Origin of the sequence: Flavobacterium frigoritolerans, from assembly GCF_025847275.1 — a bacterium.
Taxonomy (GTDB): Bacteria; Bacteroidota; Bacteroidia; order Flavobacteriales; family Flavobacteriaceae; genus Flavobacterium; species Flavobacterium frigoritolerans.
The window spans coordinates 39,709-59,051 of the sequence record NZ_JAOZEV010000001.1; the positions used below are offsets into that span (position 1 = coordinate 39,709).

Annotated in this window: 18 protein-coding genes; 13 read left to right on the plus strand and 5 right to left on the minus strand. The window is 31.7% G+C overall.

Annotated features, from left to right (window positions below; all coding sequences use genetic code 11):
• Window positions 1–55: 55 nt before the first annotated feature.
• Window positions 56–406 (minus strand): 4Fe-4S dicluster domain-containing protein, encoded by a 351-nt coding sequence (locus tag OIU80_RS00170; RefSeq protein ID WP_264285093.1) that lies wholly within the window; start codon window positions 404–406, stop codon window positions 56–58.
• Window positions 407–566: 160 nt separating this feature from the next.
• On the opposite strand from OIU80_RS00170, the gene OIU80_RS00175 reads away from it, so the two are divergent.
• The 6 genes from OIU80_RS00175 to OIU80_RS00200 all read left to right on the plus strand — a co-directional run bounded on the left by OIU80_RS00175 (window position 567) and on the right by OIU80_RS00200 (window position 5,788).
• A complete protein-coding gene (locus tag OIU80_RS00175) occupies window positions 567–1,625 on the plus strand; it encodes an acyl-CoA reductase (RefSeq protein WP_264285094.1) in 1,059 nt (352 codons plus the stop codon).
• 96 nt (window positions 1,626–1,721) lie between these two features.
• Window positions 1,722–2,792, plus strand: a complete 1,071-nt coding sequence (gene serC, locus OIU80_RS00180; RefSeq protein WP_264285095.1) for a 3-phosphoserine/phosphohydroxythreonine transaminase — start codon at window positions 1,722–1,724, stop codon at window positions 2,790–2,792.
• A 229-nt stretch (window positions 2,793–3,021) separates the two neighbouring features.
• A complete protein-coding gene (locus OIU80_RS00185) occupies window positions 3,022–3,972 on the plus strand; it encodes a D-2-hydroxyacid dehydrogenase (RefSeq protein WP_129537798.1) in 951 nt (316 codons plus the stop codon).
• Window positions 3,973–4,073: 101 nt separating this feature from the next.
• Entirely contained in the window at window positions 4,074–4,634 is a 561-nt protein-coding gene (locus tag OIU80_RS00190) for a hypothetical protein (RefSeq protein WP_264285096.1), read from the plus strand.
• A 387-nt stretch (window positions 4,635–5,021) separates the two neighbouring features.
• A complete protein-coding gene (locus OIU80_RS00195; RefSeq protein WP_264285097.1) occupies window positions 5,022–5,453 on the plus strand; it encodes a DUF6146 family protein in 432 nt (143 codons plus the stop codon).
• 32 nt (window positions 5,454–5,485) lie between these two features.
• Window positions 5,486–5,788 carry a DUF6787 family protein gene (locus OIU80_RS00200; RefSeq protein WP_264285098.1) on the plus strand — a complete coding sequence of 101 codons (303 nt, stop codon included), beginning with the start codon at window positions 5,486–5,488 and terminating at the stop codon, window positions 5,786–5,788.
• Here OIU80_RS00200 and OIU80_RS00205 read toward each other — a convergent pair.
• Window positions 5,778–6,092 carry a hypothetical protein gene (locus OIU80_RS00205; protein WP_264285099.1) on the minus strand — a complete coding sequence of 105 codons (315 nt, stop codon included), beginning with the start codon at window positions 6,090–6,092 and terminating at the stop codon, window positions 5,778–5,780. The two genes, OIU80_RS00200 and OIU80_RS00205, sit on opposite strands and share 11 nt — an antisense overlap.
• A gap of 289 nt (window positions 6,093–6,381) precedes the next feature.
• On the opposite strand from OIU80_RS00205, the gene OIU80_RS00210 reads away from it, so the two are divergent.
• Window positions 6,382–7,044, plus strand: a complete 663-nt coding sequence (locus tag OIU80_RS00210) for an ABC transporter ATP-binding protein (protein WP_264285100.1) — start codon at window positions 6,382–6,384, stop codon at window positions 7,042–7,044.
• 82 nt (window positions 7,045–7,126) lie between these two features.
• A complete protein-coding gene (locus OIU80_RS00215) occupies window positions 7,127–7,891 on the plus strand; it encodes a TIGR02757 family protein (protein WP_264285101.1) in 765 nt (254 codons plus the stop codon).
• A gap of 70 nt (window positions 7,892–7,961) precedes the next feature.
• On the opposite strand, the gene OIU80_RS00220 is transcribed toward OIU80_RS00215, so the two are convergent.
• Together OIU80_RS00220 and OIU80_RS00225 are read right to left on the minus strand one after the other, a co-directional pair.
• On the minus strand, window positions 7,962–9,431 hold the full coding sequence (locus OIU80_RS00220) for a serine hydrolase domain-containing protein (protein ID WP_264285102.1): 1,470 nt from the start codon (window positions 9,429–9,431) through the stop codon (window positions 7,962–7,964).
• Between the two features lie 156 nt (window positions 9,432–9,587).
• Window positions 9,588–10,727 (minus strand): helix-turn-helix domain-containing protein, encoded by a 1,140-nt coding sequence (locus OIU80_RS00225; protein ID WP_264285103.1) that lies wholly within the window; start codon window positions 10,725–10,727, stop codon window positions 9,588–9,590.
• Between the two features lie 982 nt (window positions 10,728–11,709).
• Here OIU80_RS00225 and OIU80_RS00230 point away from each other — a divergent pair.
• Entirely contained in the window at window positions 11,710–13,062 is a 1,353-nt protein-coding gene (locus OIU80_RS00230; protein WP_264285104.1) for a DEAD/DEAH box helicase, read from the plus strand.
• Between the two features lie 201 nt (window positions 13,063–13,263).
• Here OIU80_RS00230 and OIU80_RS00235 read toward each other — a convergent pair whose 3' ends face one another.
• Complete coding sequence (locus tag OIU80_RS00235) at window positions 13,264–14,373, minus strand: lactonase family protein (RefSeq protein ID WP_264285105.1); 1,110 nt, start codon at window positions 14,371–14,373, stop codon at window positions 13,264–13,266.
• 183 nt (window positions 14,374–14,556) lie between these two features.
• On the opposite strand from OIU80_RS00235, the gene OIU80_RS00240 reads away from it, so the two are divergent.
• From OIU80_RS00240 to OIU80_RS00255, 4 genes are all read left to right on the plus strand, one after another.
• On the plus strand, window positions 14,557–16,485 hold the full coding sequence (locus OIU80_RS00240) for a vWA domain-containing protein (RefSeq protein ID WP_264285106.1): 1,929 nt from the start codon (window positions 14,557–14,559) through the stop codon (window positions 16,483–16,485).
• 130 nt (window positions 16,486–16,615) lie between these two features.
• A complete protein-coding gene (locus OIU80_RS00245; protein ID WP_264285107.1) occupies window positions 16,616–17,872 on the plus strand; it encodes a dihydroorotase in 1,257 nt (418 codons plus the stop codon).
• Between the two features lie 421 nt (window positions 17,873–18,293).
• Window positions 18,294–18,620, plus strand: a complete 327-nt coding sequence (locus OIU80_RS00250; protein ID WP_264285108.1) for a hypothetical protein — start codon at window positions 18,294–18,296, stop codon at window positions 18,618–18,620.
• Between the two features lie 74 nt (window positions 18,621–18,694).
• Window positions 18,695–19,339 (plus strand): alpha/beta hydrolase, encoded by a 645-nt coding sequence (locus tag OIU80_RS00255; protein ID WP_264285109.1) that lies wholly within the window; start codon window positions 18,695–18,697, stop codon window positions 19,337–19,339.
• Window positions 19,340–19,343: the final 4 nt, after the last annotated feature.

Here is a 19,343-nt window from a genome sequence, read left to right on the forward strand (position 1 = left end):
TGAGCGCAAACTCAGGATTTTTTTATGTTTAAAATCTAAAAAAAGACTTTTATATTTATTCGTTATGTAAAAACGCTTGTCTATTTAATAACGTTTCTTCATCTTCTACATGATTATCATCTGGTATACAACAATCTACAGGACATACTGCCGCACATTGTGGTTCGTCATGAAATCCTTTACATTCAGTACATTTGCCCGGAACAATATAGTAAACTTCATCAGAAATAGGAGTTTGAGCATCTTCAGCATCAACTTCTGTTCCGTCTGGTAAAATTACTTTTCCTTTTAAAGCAGTTCCATCTTTGTATCTCCAATCATCAGCACCTTCATAGATTGCTGTATTTGGGCACTCTGGTTCACAAGCACCACAATTGATACATTCGTCGGTTATAATTATTGCCATTGTTTTTCTTAGTCTTAAAGTTAAAAGCCTTAAAGTTGTAAAGTCAAAAAAAACAAAAAGAGCTTTTTAATCTTTTGATTAAATGACTTTTGACTTTCGACTTATTTATCCTTATTTTTGTGCAAAATTACAATCAAAACTATTCATATACAAATTACTTATGTTACAAAACGAAAAAAAACAATCTTTTATAGAACTCGGCAAGTTTTTAAGTCAATTTTTAGAAAATGATTGTAAAAAAGACAATAATGTTTTAAGTAATGACTTGTTTTTTGATGATTTCATAAAGCTGATTGAGCTATCTCAATCACATAATGGCTGGTACACACCTGAACAAGTTTATTTTGCTATTCAATCTTGGGCTCAAGCATTGACAGAAGAAAACATAGACACTTGGCTTTCTGCATATGATATAAATATTAAGGAGCCTAAAAACATAGCTCTAATATTAGCAGGAAACATTCCGTTAGTTGGGTTTCATGATTTTTTATGTGTTTTAATTACGGGTCATAATGTACTTGTAAAAACCTCTTCAAATGATCAGCATTTACTCCCTTTTATAGCTAAATACCTTATTGCCATTAATCCAATTTTTGCTAATAACATTACTTTTGTAGATGGAAAATTAGAGAATTTCGATGCTGTAATCGCTACAGGAAGCAATAATACAGCACGTTATTTTGAATATTATTTTAAAGATAAACCGTCAATTATCCGAAAAAGCAGAAACTCTGTTGCTGTATTAAACGGAAAAGAAACCAAAGAACAACTTATTGCCTTAGGCGAAGATATTTTTAGATATTTTGGTCTAGGATGCCGAAATGTTTCTAAACTCTTTGTTCCTGAAGGCTATAAATTTGATGCTTTTTTTGAAGCAATTTTCGAATATCAGGATGTTATTCATTATGAAAAATATGCTAATAATTACGACTACAACAAAGCCGTTTTCCTGATGAGTAACTTCAAATTACTAGACAATGGTTTTCTTACTCTAAAAGAAGATGTTAGTCATGCCTCTCCCATTTCGAGTGTTTTTTATGAAAAATATGATAATATCGATGATTTAAAACAACGTTTACAGACTGAAAACGAGCAAATTCAATGCATTGTAAGTAATAATTTAATAGAAAAAAGCATACCATTTGGAAAAACGCAGACTCCTGAGCTGTGGGATTATGCAGACAACGTAGATACTATATCGTTTTTGTTAATAACATAAGTTAAAATCTTAGAATTATTGCGAATAATTTAACGATTTTTTGACTCCTATTCCCGAAATTTGCGTTTCTAAAAAATATTGGAACTTAACTACACCATGAAAAAACACAACTACAGCGCAGGACCAAGTATCTTACCTCAAGAAGTTTTTGAGAAAGCATCAAAAGCAATTTTAAATTTTAATGATTCAGGACTATCTATTTTAGAAATTTCGCACCGAAGTAAAGATTTCGTTGCTGTTATGGAAGAAGCTCGTTCCCTTGCTTTAGAGTTATTAGGACTTCAAGGAAAAGGCTATCAAGCCTTATTTTTACAAGGTGGCGCAAGTACAGCATTCTTAATGGCTCCTTATAATTTAATGAAAGAAAACGGTAAAGCAGCCTATTTAGATTCAGGAACTTGGGCAGCAGCAGCTATAAAAGAAGCAAAACTTTTTGGAGAAACTATTACTATAGCTTCATCCAAAGAAGAAAACTACAACAATATCCCAAAAGGTTACGAAATACCTGCTGATGCAGATTATTTTCACTGTACAAGTAACAATACCATTTTTGGAACCCAAATGAAAGATTTTCCAGTAACAAATGTACCAGTAGTTTGTGACATGAGTTCTGATATCTTTTCTCGTAATTTAGATTATTCTAAATTTGATTTGATTTATGCTGGAGCTCAAAAAAATATGGGACCTGCAGGAACTACTCTAGTGGTTATTAAAGAAGAAATTCTTGGTAAAAATGGACGTACTATTCCTAGTATGCTAGATTATGCAAAACATATCAAAGCAGAAAGTATGTACAATACTCCTCCTGTTTTTGCAGTGTACGTTTCATTATTAACATTACAATGGATTAAAGAAAAAGGTGGTGTTGCAGCCATTGAAAAATTAAATGATGCTAAAGCTGCTTTGCTTTATGCTGAAATTGATAGAAACCCTTTATTTAAAGGTGCAGCAGCTGTTGAAGATCGTTCTAAAATGAACGTTACTTTCTTATTAAACAATCCTGACCATACCGCAACGTTTGATGCTATGTGGAAAGAAGCTAACATTTCTGGTTTACCTGGTCACCGTTCGGTTGGTGGTTACAGAGCATCTATTTACAATGCAATGCCAATAGAAAGCGTTCAGGTATTAGTAGATGTAATGAAAGCTTTAGAGTCTAAAGTTTAGTTCTCAGTATCGGTTTTGAGTTTTTAGTGAGCCGAAAACGTGAATTGACTACTAGAATCCTAGCCCCGATAGAAGTGGAAATCCTTTTTTGTTTTTTCTTTAAAAACAAAAAAGATTTGGAACGAATAGCGGGATTAGCTCCTAAACAAAAAAAGAAAAAAAATCATAATAATTGGTTCATCGATTAAAGAGTTAAACGATTAATCAATAAAAAAAATATAAAGACACAATGAAAGTATTAGCAAATGACGGAATTTCTAAAAGTGGAATTCTAGCTTTAGAAAAAGGTGGATTTGAAGTTATAACTACAAAAGTAGCACAAGAACAAGTTGCTAATTTTGTAAACGAAAACAATGTAGATGTTGTTTTGGTGCGTAGTGCAACCAAAGTACGCAAAGACATTATCGATGCTTGTCCAGGATTAAAAATAATTGGTCGTGGTGGTGTTGGTATGGACAACATTGATGTTGACTATGCAAAAAGCAAAGGAATTCATGTTATTAATACCCCTGCTTCATCATCTGAATCTGTGGCTGAATTAGTTTTTGGACACTTATTTAATGGTGTTCGTTTTTTACACGATTCAAACAGAAATATGCCTCTTGAAGGAGATACAAACTTTGACGGTTTGAAAAAAGCATATGCAAATGGTACCGAATTAAGAGGTAAAACTCTAGGTATTGTTGGTATTGGCCGTATTGGTCAAGCTACTGCAAAAATGGCATTAGGATTAGGAATGAAAGTTATCGCTGCTGATAGCTTTATCCCGAAAGTAGATGTTAAAGTTGAATTCTTTGACGGTCAATCAATAACTACAACTATTGTTTCTCAATCATTAGAGTCTTTATTTAAAGAAGCTGATTTCATTACTTTACACGTTCCTGCTCAAGATGGTTACATCATCGGTGAGAAAGAATTAGCAATCATGAAAGATGGTGTAGGTATTGTTAACTGCGCTCGTGGTGGTGTTATTGATGAAGTTGCTTTGGTAAAAGCATTAGATAGCGGAAAAGTATCTTTTGCTGGATTAGATGTTTTTGAAAGCGAACCAAAACCAGAAATGGCTATTTTAATGCATACAAAAATCTCATTGACTCCACATATTGGTGCAGCAACTGGTGAAGCTCAAGACAGAATTGGTACAGAATTAGCACAACAAATTATTACTTTGTTAAGCTAATCAATTATAATTAAATTACTTAAAAGGGATTTATTAACATCGTTTAATAAATCCCTTTATTTTTTTTATTAAATTTGAGTTCTAATCTAAATCCTAAATTCATGTTTGAGCAATTAACACAATTAGTACAACAGTACGGAGGCAGCTCTGTTGTAAACAATGCTGCTATACCAAATGAACAAAATGAAGCAGTACTGAATGAAACAAGTAGTTCTATACTTTCCGGGTTACAAAAAATAGCATCGGAAGGTGGTGTAGAACAACTTGCAAGTTTATTTCAAGGAAATTCTCCAATTGATAATTCAAATCCTGTTGTTCAACAATTAACACAACAACTTACAGGAAATCTTGGTGAAAAATTTGGATTAAGTACAGAAGCATCAAGCGGTGTTGCTAGTAGTATGATTCCGCAAATTCTAGGCTCTCTTGTGGGGAAAGCAAAAGATTCTAATGATAGTAGTTTCCAGATTTCTGATATTATTAATGCAATTTCAGGCAATGGTGGACAAGCTTCAGGAATTATGGATGCAATTTCTAAATACGGAACTCAATTTGGCTTAGATCAAAATGGAGATGGAAAAGTTGATGTTAGTGATGCTATGGCATTAGGAAACAAAAGCGGTGGCATAGGAGGCTTATTAGGAAAACTGTTCGGGAAATAGGTTTTTTCTTTAAGGTTCTGGAGATACTAAGGTTCAAAGTTACTAAGGCTCTAAGGTTCTTAAAATCTATAATTTAAAAAAAACAATTAAAAGCTGTTTACATAAATGTAAACAGCTTTTTTTTATAAGCATGTTTATCGAAAAAATCACCTTTTCAAACGCCTAATTAAGACGCACTGCGGTGCGCCTCTACAGAAAACCTAAAAATCACCTAAAAAGACCTACTGTTATGTAACCCAATAAGAAACCTTAGAACCTTAGAGCCTTTGCAACTCTGAACCTCTTTTCAAAAAAACCTCTGAACCTCAGAGCCTCTTTTCAAAAAACTGTTAAATAAGAAAAGGCTTCGTTGATTTTTTTGTAAATTTATACTTCAATTTTTAGGTCATGAAAAACAGTATTTACATATTTCTTATTCTATTTGTTGTTATTGCGTGCTCTACTCAAAAAACAAACGTTGCGGTTACTAAGAAACCAACTACTTCAGTAAATGACACTGTTCGTATTGCAAACGATGAACTAGAATACGAAGTAATAATAATCGACAGTGGTTTTAGCACCTGGCTAGCTTCAATGGCATTACCTCGAAATTATTATTCACAATCATATCTAGAAAATAAAAACCGCCAATATGTACAAGAATGGAATAGCAGAGTTTTACAGCCACAACGTTACAATCCTAATCTATACGAAATGAGAATCGATTATGACCCAACTATTAATTATGGATACGAGGTAAATTACTTAATCTATAATTACATGATTTATTTTCAAAATACTTACAAACAAAAACTAGCAGGATATGTCCCTTCAAGATAATGTTGCTATATTTGTGATTATTATAAATAAGAATGAATAAATTAAAACAACGTTGGGGAATTACTTCTAATTTTCAACTCACCATCATATTTATTGTATTTGCTATAACCGGTTCTACTTCGGCTTGGTTATCTCACCCCTTTTGCATTTGGTTAGGAATTACAAAAGAAGATTTTGGATTTTGGTTTACACTTATCCGATTAATAATTATTTTCCCTATTTATCAGGTATTACTTGTAGCAATTGGAGCCATTTTTGGTCAATTCCGCTTCTTTTGGAACTTTGAAAAAAAAATGCTCAAAAATATGGGATTAGGGTTTTTATTTAAAGAATAACGTCTTTATCTATATTCTTATCTTTCCTTTGAATAAAATAAGTATAAATCCAAGTCAAGGTAAATGATGGAATAACATCTGTAAATGGAATAATTTCTTCAACAAAAGTTAAGATACCAGCTACTTTTCCTACACGCCCTTTATACATATAGGTCATTAAGAAACCTGCTAAGGGAGCCCAAACAACATCAGAGAACTCTCCCAAAAAAGGAATTGTAAAGGAAAGCATCCCTATACCATCAAAAAGTAATCCTAACAAAAGTTTCTTTATTTTCTCGTCTTTTACAAGTGTTTTTTCATTCATTTTAATACATATTAAAAGCTGAGTTACTATCAAATATAATTCATTTTAAACTAGTAACTAATTTATTTTTCAAAGTAAACTCATTAATTCTATAAGCATTAATCAAATTCCGTTCCTAAAATTTTATCTGATAGAGAGACTACTTTGTTCTACATCTCCTTTTTCATAATTTATTTTTCACAATATCGTTTCACACAATCCAATTTTATAAATAAATGTTCCTAAAATTCTGTTATAACACATTTTTATATCGGCAGAATCTTTGTTACTTTGTAAAAAGAGTTTCACAATGATACAAGCAAAAAATATACATAAATTCTACGATCAACTTGAGGTTTTAAAAGGAGTTGATCTCCATATTAAAAAAGGAGAAATTGTTTCTATCGTTGGAGCTTCTGGAGCTGGAAAAACGACTTTACTTCAAATCTTAGGCACACTCGATAAACCTTCAGTAGATAAAGCAACTACATTGGTTATAAACAATGAGAATGTTCTCAATTTAAGTGATAAAACGCTATCTAAATTCAGGAACTTAAACTTAGGGTTCATTTTTCAATTTCACCAGTTGTTACCTGAGTTTACTGCCCTAGAAAATGTTTGTATCCCTGCTTACATTGCTGGCAAAAAACCTTCTGAAACTGAAGCTGAAGCTAAAAAATTACTAAAATACTTAGGATTATCACACCGAATCAATCATAAACCCAATGAACTATCAGGTGGAGAGCAGCAGCGTGTTGCTGTTGCTAGAGCATTAATTAATAAACCAGATGTTATTTTTGCAGATGAGCCTTCTGGAAATCTAGATACACTTTCGGCAGAAAACTTACATCAATTGTTTTTTCAGTTGCGTGACGAATTCGGACAAACCTTTGTTATCGTAACTCATAATGAAGAACTAGCCAATATGGCCGACAGAAAACTCGTAATGGTAGATGGCTTAATTAGTAATTAGGAGCTATTTGCATTATTGCTTGGCTCGGGTAGTTATCCCGACTGGGTAAAACTTACGTATTTTACGAACTTTTATTTAAATCATGACCCAAACAGAACTCAAAGACTTTCTAGACGAAAAAGTCATTCAATACAACAATCAAGATTTTATTGAAAGTGACCCTGTACAGATTCCTCATTTATTTTCACAAAAAGAAGATATCGAAATTGCTGGATTCCTTAGTGCCACAATCGCTTGGGGAAATCGCAAAATGATCATTAAAAACTCACATCAAATGATGGAATTAATGGGAAACACGCCTTATGATTTTATCATGAGCCATAATGATGATGATATAGCAAGACTAGAGAACTTTGTGCATCGTACCTTTAACGGAAAAGACTTTGGCAGTTTTATTAAAGGATTACAACACATTTACAAAAATCACGGTGGTCTTGAAGCTGTATTCTCCAAAAATCAAGAGGAAGATAGTTTACAAAAAAGCATCCACGAATTCAAAAAAGCATTCTTTGAAATAGAACATTTACAAAGAACTCAAAAACACATTTCGGACCCATTAAATAATTCGGCAGCCAAACGTATTAACATGTACTTACGCTGGATGGTTCGACAAGACACAAAAGGAGTCGATTTAGGAATCTGGAAAAATATTTCACCTGCTAAACTTTCTTGCCCTCTTGATGTACATTCTGGAAATGTAGCTAGAAAATTAGAACTCCTTTCGCGAAAGCAAAATGACGGTAAAGCATTAGCCGAACTTGATTTAAATCTTCGTAAAATGGATCCTTTAGACCCTGTAAAATACGATTTTGCATTATTTGGCCTAGGTGTCTTTGAAGGCTTTTAATATGATTATCACCTAAAATAAGAATCCCTTAAATAATTGAATTATTTAAGGGATTCTTATTTAACTGTAGTTATTTCACTTTATCAATTAGTTGAATTTCAGTGCTCAACTTATCTCTAGTTAAGATTACAGAACTTAATTTTCCATTGCTGAAATCAAATTTTAATAAATTAGGATAATCAACAATTTTAAATAATCCATTTTTAAGATATACCAACTCATTATCATTTTTCCCTTTAAAATGATCTAATAATGGAGATTCAACATAAAGACGGTTATTCTTTTCTACTATTTTGGTTTCCACTCCCTGTGCATAAAGAAAATCATCATAAGTTCCGATTAGTTTTTCTTTTATACTTGAAGGCATTTCCTGAATTTCATCATTAAGTGTTTTTCCATTCCAATCCATCAAGGTCAGAAGCTTTCTTTGAGTCTGTCCCATCACAGGAAACCGATTCGGTTTTTCTCCATTGGTTAGAAATACAAAACCGTTTCCATCTGTCATAGTAGCAAAAACACTACCTCCTACTCCAGTATTCGAACCATTACATATAAACCAATCATAATTATTATAACCAAAAGACTTTTGCCATCCGTAACTCCACCCGCCAACAGCATCTTTTAAAGCGGTTACTTCGGTTACTTTTTTTGCAACATTATAAGAAATCACTTTATTGTTTTTATTACGCAAGGCATTTTGCATCTCGATAGCAATTTTAGCTAAATCCGTAGGTGTAGACCACATTCCTGATGCTCCCACTTGCGGTGTGATTGGCAAACCTGTTCTAATTACCTTTTCATTTTCATCGTGAACGAGAGCTACATTTGTTGGAAATCCTTTTTCATCAGGTTGTATCATTGTAGTGTTTTTTAATCCAAGAGGAGAGAAAATATATGCTGCAGCAAGTTCACCAATAGGTTTATTAAAAGTATCTTCTAATGCCATTTGAACAATTACATAACCGCCTCCACTGTATGCCCAACCTGTTCCTGGCGTAAACAAGAAATCAATTTCTTTATCATATCTCGGAATCTTTCCTAAAAGACTTTGCTTTATTGTCGGGATTGTATCGCCTTCATAGTAATCTGCAAATCCACTTTGGGTTGTACCGGCCGTATGATTAAGAAACTGTCTCCAAGTTGGACTATTATTCTCCGTAAACTTACTTTTTGGCAAATGCCAGCGTTTTAGATAGCCATCTATTGGATCGTCTAAATTAATCAATCCTTTCTCTTCGAGTATAAAACAAAGAAGCGCCGTAATTGGTTTTGAAATTGAAGCTGTAGAAAAAGCGGTGTTTTGATCTATTTTCTCTTTTGAATCTATTGATTTTACACCAAATTGATTTGAGTAGACTATCTTGTAATTTTCGAAAACAACAACACTAAATCCTGCCAGTTTATTCTTTTCTAGTTGTTTATCGATATTTAAACTGTCTGTAAGAAAGCTATAATCTCTTTCTTTTGATTGTGCTTTTTTGCTTGTTTGAGCACTTGCGACTGTTACTATAAAAAGTAATAAATAGATAATGTTTTTCATTGTATCGTAATTTTCAAGGTTAAGAATTTATTTCGATACAAAGATGCAGGAGAAGTTAAACCTACGCGACCGAGTAAAAATATTCGAACGCATTTGTTTTTAAAAACTAGTACGAATATTTAAAAACACAAGTACGAGTAATTCCAAAACACTAAACTACAATGATTTGCGATAATCAGTAGGAGTAAATCCTGTATGTTTTTTAAAAGCAGTATTAAAAGAAGATTTTGAATTAAAACCTACATCATAAAGAATTTCAAGAATGGTTACCTTACTTTTTGTAACATCTTTTAAAATACCCATTGCCCTTTCTATACGATAGGTATTAATAAAATCGTAAAAATGTTGCTCTAGCTTATGATTAATTAAAAGGGAGAGATCCCTAACAGGAATTGCAATACCTTTAGAAACATCTTGAATTGTTAAAGAAGGATCAAGAAATGGCTTTTCTTCGGCCATATATTGCTTTAATTTCAATAAATCTTCATTGTATTCTTTTTCGTTTACAGCTAATTCCTCTTTATTTTTTTCTTCTAAAACAATATCGGAAACCAGTTTTAATTTTGAATCAATATTTCTAAATAAATTAGGATTGTTTAAGGCTTTAAATAAATACCAACAAATAATAAATAACTGAAATATGAGAAGTCCGATTTTTATCCATTCAGAGATATAGGGATAATCAGAAAACTTGAAGATATTTTTTAAAAGAGCAACCGAATACAAAATAGTTAACACAACCGTAAACTGAAACAACCAATTATAAGAACTAATACTTGTACCTGCACAATTTTCGAGGTATAGTTTTTTTGCCTTTCTTAATACCATAAAAACAGCGATGATATATACAATTAACTGAACATGTATAAGAATATGATTGAATTGTATTTCAACCGAATTTTGATAGTTTTTAATAAAATTAATTTTAGACGCGACATCTACCGCATAAAAACGAGGTATCAAAATTACATTTGCGATTACAAATGGAAGCAGATGTAATAAGTGTTTAGGTTTAAGCTTAAAATCAGAGTAACAAACAGATAATACATATAGGTAAAAAACAGGAATTTGCAAGAAAGCAAATAAACCTCTTAACATTCCGAAATTTGAAGGCCCATCAACTATTAAGTTAAATAAAGTTTGGCTGGTATCTATTGCTGTTAATATTAAAAAAGTAGCAAAAAGATAATTACTTATCTTATGCTTTGTTTTAACTGTTACCAGAAAAAATGCAAGAAATAATGAAATGAACAAAGAGATTACAGTCACAATTATTAATAAATCTATCTTTTCCATTTAGTTATTTTCTTTTGTTATTACTGCAATTCATATTTATTGATTTTTTTTCTAAATATATAAAATTGAAATATTATAAATATTAAGTAAGCCAAAGGAAAACCAATCCACCAGACCACTACAAAAGAACTATAGGGATATAAATCAATTAGAATATAGATCACCGCAACTAAAGGTATTGCTATAAAAGTTAGTGCTGACATGAAATAATTAGTTCGAATTGTCCTTTGTAAATTCAGAAAGAAAGCTGTTGAGAAAACAACCATTACAATAGAATATACCAATGTATAGTATAAATTAAAGAGCGTAAATAAGAAATCCAAAATGGTTTCAAATAAATTCCCATTACTGGATTTTAGTTGTGTAAAGGCTAATACATAGTAAATTAAAAATAATATAGCGGTTAACAAAAAGTTTAGTAACCAAAATTTAAAAATGTATTTTCTCATATTTTTTTTAGGTTGCAGTGGTGTTTTACAAAATTACCGCTAACGTTCATACGCTTAGTGAGATTGAGAATTTTGAAACCGAGTATTTTCGGCTAAGATAAAATTTATTGCGAAATACAAACATTAATTTACTGAAATTAGACTATTTTTTCGAATTACAACAGACAAGCATATATATCTAAAAAACTAGACTTATCCATCTTGATTTGTCTTAGTAGGTCTAACATCTTTTAAACTTATTTTGCTAACATATAAAAAACAATTCTTTATAAATCTTTTATTTACCCTATTATAATTATCTATTAATCATAACCTTTCTTGCTTTGATAATAGTTACAGAACTTGATTTAAATCTTCATCAAATGAGTTCTTTAGTTCCTGTAAAATACAATTTTGCTTTATTAGATTCAGGTGTTTTTTAACAGCTTCAATATTGAATATTAGAATGTTACCTATTTAAATTATCAGATGATTCCAAGAATTTAGCAAACTAACCGCTATTTTAATGTACCTTTGCACAAAATTTAATGCAAATGAGCACTTTCGAGACATTTAATCTTCCTAAATCCGTACAAAAAGCAATTGATGAATTAGGCTTCGTTACGCCTACTCCAATTCAAGAAAAATCTTTTTCTGTAATTATGTCCGGTCGTGATATGATGGGAATTGCACAAACCGGTACAGGTAAAACATTTGCCTATTTATTGCCTTTATTAAAACTATATAAATTTACCCCAACCAATACTCCAAAAATTGTAATCCTTGTTCCAACACGTGAATTAGTTGTTCAGGTAGTTGAAGAAGTAGAGAAATTAACCAAATACATGTCGGTTAAAACATTGGGTATTTTTGGTGGTGTCAATATTAATACACAAAAGAAAGCCGTTTACGAAGGAATCGATATCTTGGTGGGAACACCTGGAAGAACGATGGACTTAGCATTAGATGCGGTAGTTCGTTTTGATGAAACTCAAAAACTAGTTATTGATGAGTTTGACGAAATGCTTAATTTAGGTTTCCGTACGCAATTAACAGCGCTTTTGGCAATGATGAAAACCAAACGTCAAAATATTTTATTCTCAGCAACAATGACCGATGAGGTTGATGCCGTTTTGAATGACTTTTTTGATTTCCCAGAAGAAGTTACTCTTGCTGCATCTGGAACACCATTAGAAAACATCGAGCAAATTACCTATAATGTTCCTAATTTTAATACCAAAGTAAACTTACTGAAACACTTATTACAAAACAACGAAGACATGAGTCGTGTTTTAGTTTTTGTAAATAACAAGAAGATTTCGGATATGCTTCACGATCGTATCGAAGAAGATTTCGAAGGTCAGTTTGGAGTAATTCACTCTAATAAATCACAAAATTACCGTTTGAGTACGATGGCTGCTTTCCAAGAAGGAACGCTACGCGGACTTATAACTACCGATATTATGGCGAGAGGTTTGGATATTTCCAATATTACTCACGTTATCAACTTTGAACTTCCTGAGTTTCCTGAATTGTATATGCACAGAATTGGTAGAACTGGTCGTGCAGATGCTACTGGAACTGCAATAAGCTTTATCACTCCTCGTGAAGAAGAATTTAAGGTAGAAGTAGAAGTCTTAATGAATAGAGAACTTGAAATAGCTGAATTCCCTGAAGAAGTAGAAGTTTCAATAAAATTAATTGAACCTGAAAAAGACAGACAACCTATTAAGTTTTTGATGAAAAAACAAAAACTAGATGGAGATGGTGCTTTTCATGATAAAGCCAAAAAGAATAAGAAAGTCAATTTAGGAGGTCCTTCTAAAACTAAGAAAAAAACGCACGGATCTGTTAACAGAAACATGCTAAAGACAAGAGATAAGAAAAGAAAAGATAAGAATAAATAGTTTTTTCTTTAAGTTACAAAGGTTCAGAGTTACAAAGGCTCAAAGGTATTGATCCCGAAGTTTCGGAACTAAGTTAAAAAAACAAAAAGGCTCAAAGATGTAGAATTAAGTTAATAACTTGAAACTTTACATCTTTGAGCCTTTTATATTTTACGCACAAGATAGTTAACCTTTGTAACTCTGAACCTTTGAACCTTTAAATTAAATTTTCGTAAAAACCAAACATACTGGCGCACACAGGTCAATTCTCTTTTCTGTATCTGTAAGTTTACCAGTAGCCTTATCTCTTTTAAAAACAACAATATTATTTGTGTATTGATGTCCTACTAAAAGGAAATTCCCTGTAGGATCGATAGAAAAATCTCTTGGTCCTTTTCCTAACGTACTTACTTGCTCTTGCAATTCTAAACCGCCGTTTTTAAGAATTTTATAAACTGAGATATTATTAGCATCGACACGATCTGATACATACAAAAACTGACCATCTGGCGAAATTTTTATAGCAGCTGCTCCTGTTCCTCCTTTAAAATCTTTAGGAAGAATACTTGTTTCCGCAATTAATTTTAAACTCCCGTTTTTGTCATAACTAAAAGTAGTTAGAGTAGCATCTAATTCCTGAATTAAATACACAAACTTCCCATCTTTGCTAAACGTTAGATGTCTTGGGCCACTTCCTGCTTTAACATCAACACTTCCTTTTAATGTTAAAACTTCATCTTTGGATTTTGGATTGTATTTGTATATAAAAACTTTATCAAGACCTAAATCATTTGATATAACATATTTCTTATCTGGTGAAAAATAAACCATATGCACGTGAGCACCTTCTTGTCTTTGTGCGTTAACTCCTTTTCCTGTATGCTGAATCACTTGTTTTGCTTCCGAAAGTCCTTCGGCAGTCTTTTTAAACACAGAGATGTTTCCTCCGGAATAATTAGCGGTAATTACATTTTCACCATCATTAATTAAATAACATGGATCTGCTCCCATCGCTTTTTGCTTATTCAAAAAAGTAACTTTCCCTGATTTTGGTTCATATCCAAATGCACTTACAGTACTTTCTGCTCCATTTTCGTTTACAGCATAAATAAATTTATTATCCGCAGAAACAGATAAATAACTTGGACTCACCGTACTTTCTGAAACATTTTTTAATTTAAACTCGCCCGAATTGGTATCGAATTCATATACATAAATTCCTTTGCTATCACAACTATTAGTGTACGTTCCTACTAATAAATTGACTTTGTTTTGCGCTTGAATCCCTGTAAAGAATAGAGTTAAAAGCAAAACAGCACACGATTTTCTCATTTGTAAAAATTTTATTGAAATGCTAAAATACATAATATCCTTATATTGGTTAGGATTTATTTTCCTGTTCGAAAAAATATAACAACATCAGTAAAAACTGATTGTAAATTTGTATTTTTGACAAGCGAAAAATTCAATGAGCTCCATTGAAAATAAAATCAGTGAAGTAAACTAAACTTTAGAATGCATTTTAAACATCCCGAAATTTTATACTTTCTGTTCTTATTGATAGTTCCAATTTTGGTTCATTTATTTCAATTACGCCGTTTCAAAAAGTCATATTTCACAAATGTTCGACTTTTAGCAAAACTCTCTATCCAAACTCGAAAAAGTTCCAAAATCAAGAAATGGCTATTACTAGCTACACGATTATTGTTACTTACTTGCCTTATTTTCGCTTTTGCTCAACCCTATTTTACCGCAAAAGACAGTAAAAATGCCAATAACGAAATGTATATCATTCTTGATAACTCCTTCAGTATGCAGGCAAAAGGTAAAAAAGGTGAATTACTAAAACGTTCCGTTCAGGAGTTATTAGAAAACACACCCGAAAACGCTCAATTTTCTTTACTTACCAACACTGATAACTATTGGAATACCGACATAAAATCGGTTCGTAACTCATTACAAAGTCTAAATTATAGCGCCACTCCTTTTGAACTGGATAATATAATAGCAAAGGTAAAAGCTCGTAAATCGGCCTTTAAAAAAGACATTATAATTATTACAGATGCAGTTGGACTAGATAAAAAACAGTTGAAAAACATTAGCTCTGAAGACGCTCCCTATTTTATAATTCCGAAAGCAGAGCAAAAAAACAATGTGGCAATTGATAGCGTCTTCATCAGTCAAACCTCAGATAATTTCTATGACATCAGTATTAATTTATCTGGTTATGGTGATAATTTCAAGCCTATATCGATGTCTTTATTTAACAATGACAAACTAATCGCTAAAACCATTGTAAATTTTGATACTAAAAAGAAGAAAGTCAATTTTACCATTCCTAAACAAGCTTTTCATGGCTACTTAGCTATTGAAGATAATGGTTTAGAATACGACAACCGATTGTATTTTAGTATTTCTGATCCTAAAAAGACCAACGTTATTAGTATTGGAGATCCTGCAAAAAGCAATTTCTTATCTCGAATTTATACGGCTGAAGAATTCAATTATCATAATTTTGATATCCGTTCGCTGGATTACAATAGTCTGGACAAACAAGATGCAATTATCCTGAATGAGCTAGAAGAAATTCCGCAAGCATTACAAACCACTCTAAAATCATTTGTATCAAAAGGTGGAAACGTTATTATTATTCCATCAGATAAAATGGTTGTAGCCAATATGAATTCGTTTTTATCAAATTTTGGTAAAGTGCAAATGGGTTCGCTTGAAAATAAAGAAAAACTGATTACCAAAATCAACTTTGATCACCCAATATTCTCTGGTGTTTTCGAAAATAAAATTAAGAACTTCCAATATCCAAAAACAAAGACTTCATTCCCTATTACAAGTTCTTATTCATCGGCTTTATCCTATGAAGATCAAAGTGCTTTTCTAACTTCGATACAGAATCAAGTTTCGGCAGTTTCTGTTTTTTCAGCACCTATAAATAGCGTTAATTCTAACTTTCAGCAATCGCCATTAATTGTTCCTGTTTTTTATAAAATGGCACAAAACAATCAAAAATCTGGAATAAATGCAATAATCATTGGTAATAGTCAACCTTATTTTGTTGAAGCATTATTGTCTAAAGATGCCATATTAGAAGTAAGAGGTAGTGATGAACAGTTTATCCCAATTCAACAGATTTTAAATAATAAAGTAAAAATCGTTTTTAACGATTACCCTGAACAAGCTGGTAATTATACCATTTATAATAAAAAAGAAGCATTAGAAAACGTAAGTTTTAATTACAAACGAAGCGAAAGTGATTTAAGTCAAAACAATTCAAATCTAGTTTCTGATTACAAAACCGCCGATACGATTTCGACTATTTTTAACACCTTACAAACTGAGCGAACTGACAATGAGATTTGGAAATGGTTTGTTATCTTTGCATTGTTGTTTCTAGCATTAGAAATGGCAATTATCAAGTTTGTGAAGTGATTTTTCACCATTAGGATATTAAGAAAATTAAGTTTTTCCTTTATTAACTTAATCCCTTAATGGCTCAAATAAATTAAGCTTTAATGTTTTTAAAACTTAATTATTTCAATTAAAATAAATTTATCTACATATGAAAATAATCATCCGGGAAGCAAAAATTATAGATTCTAAAAGTCCATTTCATAATAAGACTGCAGATATCTTAATTAAAGATGGTTTAATCGAACAAATAGGAACTTCACTTCCTAATACTGAAAATGCCGATGAGATAAAACTCGATAATTTACATATATCGCAAGGATGGTTTGATAGTAGTGTTTCATTTGGAGAACCAGGCTACGAAGACCGTGAAACAATCTCAAATGGTTTGAACGTAGCTGCAAAAAGCGGATTTACTGCTATTGCTTTACAACCCAACTCCTACCCGATTATTGATAACCAATCGCAAGTAAATTTTGTAAAAAATAAGGCGAATGGTTTTGCTACTGAACTTTTCCCTATCGGAGCTTTAACAAAAGCCAGCGAAGGAAAAGATATGGCTGAATTATTCGACATGAAGAAAACTGGAGCTATAGCTTTTGGTGATTATAATAAAAGCCTTGACAATGCCAATTTACTTAAAATCGCATTACAATATGTACAGGATTTTGATGGTTTGGTAATTGCTTATTCGCAAGATCAAAACATTAAAGGAAATGGTGTTGCTAATGAAGGAATTGTTTCGACAAAATTAGGCTTAAAAGGAATCCCTGATCTTGCTGAAGAATTACAAATTGTCCGCAACTTATTTTTATTGGAATATACAGGTGGAAAGCTCCATATCCCGACTATTTCGACTGCCAAATCGGTTCAGTTAATTAAAGATGCAAAAGCAAAAGGATTAAATGTAACAACTAGCGTTGCTGTACACCATTTGGTTTTAACCGATGAAAAACTAGAAGGTTTTGATACTCGCTTTAAAGTTACACCACCATTACGAACAGAAACTGACAGACAAGCATTACTTAATGGCGTTCTTGATGGAACCATAGATATGATTACATCTGATCATAACCCAATTGATATTGAATTCAAAAAAATGGAGTTTGATATGGCTAAAAATGGTACTATTGGTCTGGAAAGTGCTTTTGGAGCATTAACAACTGTATTGCCTTTAGAAACTGTAATCGAAAAACTAACATTAGGGAAATCAGTTTTCGGTATCGAAAACAATACAATTACTGAGGGTTCTAAAGCAAACATTACGTTATTTAATCCTAGTGGAGAAAGTGTTTTCGCAAAAAGTAATATTTTATCTAAATCTAAAAATTCTGCTTTTCTGGGAACTCAATTACAAGGCTCTGTTTATGGAATCATGAATCAGAATCAATTGGTATTAAAAAAATAAAGACTGAATTTAAGCCATTAAGGCATTAATGAGGCATTAAGTTTAGTTAATGAGCGTGTTGGGATTACATAAAATTTTATCTAACACATAGAAACATAGTCTTTATATATAAAAAAGAATACAAAAAGGAATACATTCCTTTGACATAGCTTACTTTGTGTTTTTAAAACAAGTGAAACGCCTTTTTTTAAGACAACAAAATCTATGTTTCTATGTGTTGAAAATAATTTGCAATAGGATGATTAATAAAATCTAATTTCTCAATGATAGAGAAATTATTTTAATCTGAATATTCCGATAGCTATTGGGAGCGGCAAAAAAAAAGCTAACTATTAAGAGATTAAGAAAAGTTAAACTAATCCAACTTAATATACCTTAATGATAAAAATAAATTGTTAAAAAATAAATATAAAACACAAGAATGAACAACTCAATCGAAGAAGGAAAAACTCCCGCTATAACCAGTTACATATTAATTATCGGTGTTTTAATCGCGATGTCGATGAACTCTGAAAATAAAAATAGCTTTGCTTCTTTTCATATACGTCAAGCTCTAGGATTATCGCTAACATTTATCTCATTCGGACTTATCATTAGCAACTTTGACAGCTTTATGATTACTTTCCCAATGTGGATTTGTATCTCTATTTTGTGGACATACGGAATTTTTAGTGCTATCCAAGGACAAACAAAACCTGTACCTTTAGTAGGTGCGCTTTTTCAAAAATGGTTTAAAAGCATCGGTTAATTTTTGATTTCAGATATTATCTAAAACCCACAACTGCATTTTACCATTTACAACTCACCATTTACCCTTAAAAAATGAACTTATCTTTAGAATATAAAATAAGAGAACCAAAAGTTATCTTAGACAAAAACCCACTATTACTATTACTTCACGGATATGGCAGCAACGAAGAAGATTTATTCTCTTTTGCTAGCGAGCTTCCTGATAATTACTATGTTATTTCGGCTAGAGCACCTTATGATTTACAATATGGTGCATATGCATGGTATGCTATTAATTTTGATGCTGATCAAAACAAATTCTCTGATAACGAACAAGCTAAAACATCTCGTGATTTAATTGCAAATTTCATTGACGAATTAACTGCAAACTACCCAATTGATGCAAACAATATAACTTTAATTGGCTTTAGCCAAGGTTCAATTTTAAGTTATGCAACTGCACTTTCTTATCCTGAAAAAATTCAGAGAGTAGTTGCAATGAGCGGTTATTTTAATGACGAAATCATCAAAGAAGGTTATGAAAAAAACGACTTCAAGAACTTAAAAATATTTGCTTCGCATGGAACTGTAGATCAGGTAATCCCTATTGATTGGGCTAGAAAAACACCTGCAATTCTAGAGAATCTAAACATTCCAGTTTCTTATAAAGAATACCCAGTTGGACATGGAGTTGCTCCTCAGAATTTCTTTGATTTTAAAAATTGGCTAGCGCAATAGTTCT

What these genes read in the sequence shown, in the direction of transcription:
- OIU80_RS00215 (WP_264285101.1), top strand. Translation starts at nt 7,127, where the DNA reads ATGACCCAAACAGAACTCAAAGACTTTCTAGACGAAAAAGTCATTCAA.
- OIU80_RS00250 (WP_264285108.1), top strand. Translation starts at nt 18,294, where the DNA reads ATGAACAACTCAATCGAAGAAGGAAAAACTCCCGCTATAACCAGTTAC.
- OIU80_RS00185 (WP_129537798.1), top strand. Translation starts at nt 3,022, where the DNA reads ATGAAAGTATTAGCAAATGACGGAATTTCTAAAAGTGGAATTCTAGCT.
- OIU80_RS00255 (WP_264285109.1), top strand. Translation starts at nt 18,695, where the DNA reads ATGAACTTATCTTTAGAATATAAAATAAGAGAACCAAAAGTTATCTTA.
- OIU80_RS00230 (WP_264285104.1), top strand. Translation starts at nt 11,710, where the DNA reads ATGAGCACTTTCGAGACATTTAATCTTCCTAAATCCGTACAAAAAGCA.
- OIU80_RS00220 (WP_264285102.1), bottom strand. Translation starts at nt 9,431, where the DNA reads ATGAAAAACATTATCTATTTATTACTTTTTATAGTAACAGTCGCAAGT.
- OIU80_RS00200 (WP_264285098.1), top strand. Translation starts at nt 5,486, where the DNA reads ATGAATAAATTAAAACAACGTTGGGGAATTACTTCTAATTTTCAACTC.
- OIU80_RS00245 (WP_264285107.1), top strand. Translation starts at nt 16,616, where the DNA reads ATGAAAATAATCATCCGGGAAGCAAAAATTATAGATTCTAAAAGTCCA.
- OIU80_RS00240 (WP_264285106.1), top strand. Translation starts at nt 14,557, where the DNA reads ATGCATTTTAAACATCCCGAAATTTTATACTTTCTGTTCTTATTGATA.
- serC (WP_264285095.1), top strand. Translation starts at nt 1,722, where the DNA reads ATGAAAAAACACAACTACAGCGCAGGACCAAGTATCTTACCTCAAGAA.
- OIU80_RS00190 (WP_264285096.1), top strand. Translation starts at nt 4,074, where the DNA reads ATGTTTGAGCAATTAACACAATTAGTACAACAGTACGGAGGCAGCTCT.
- OIU80_RS00210 (WP_264285100.1), top strand. Translation starts at nt 6,382, where the DNA reads ATGATACAAGCAAAAAATATACATAAATTCTACGATCAACTTGAGGTT.
- OIU80_RS00225 (WP_264285103.1), bottom strand. Translation starts at nt 10,727, where the DNA reads ATGGAAAAGATAGATTTATTAATAATTGTGACTGTAATCTCTTTGTTC.
- OIU80_RS00175 (WP_264285094.1), top strand. Translation starts at nt 567, where the DNA reads ATGTTACAAAACGAAAAAAAACAATCTTTTATAGAACTCGGCAAGTTT.
- OIU80_RS00170 (WP_264285093.1), bottom strand. Translation starts at nt 406, where the DNA reads ATGGCAATAATTATAACCGACGAATGTATCAATTGTGGTGCTTGTGAA.
- OIU80_RS00195 (WP_264285097.1), top strand. Translation starts at nt 5,022, where the DNA reads ATGAAAAACAGTATTTACATATTTCTTATTCTATTTGTTGTTATTGCG.
- OIU80_RS00205 (WP_264285099.1), bottom strand. Translation starts at nt 6,092, where the DNA reads ATGAATGAAAAAACACTTGTAAAAGACGAGAAAATAAAGAAACTTTTG.
- OIU80_RS00235 (WP_264285105.1), bottom strand. Translation starts at nt 14,373, where the DNA reads ATGAGAAAATCGTGTGCTGTTTTGCTTTTAACTCTATTCTTTACAGGG.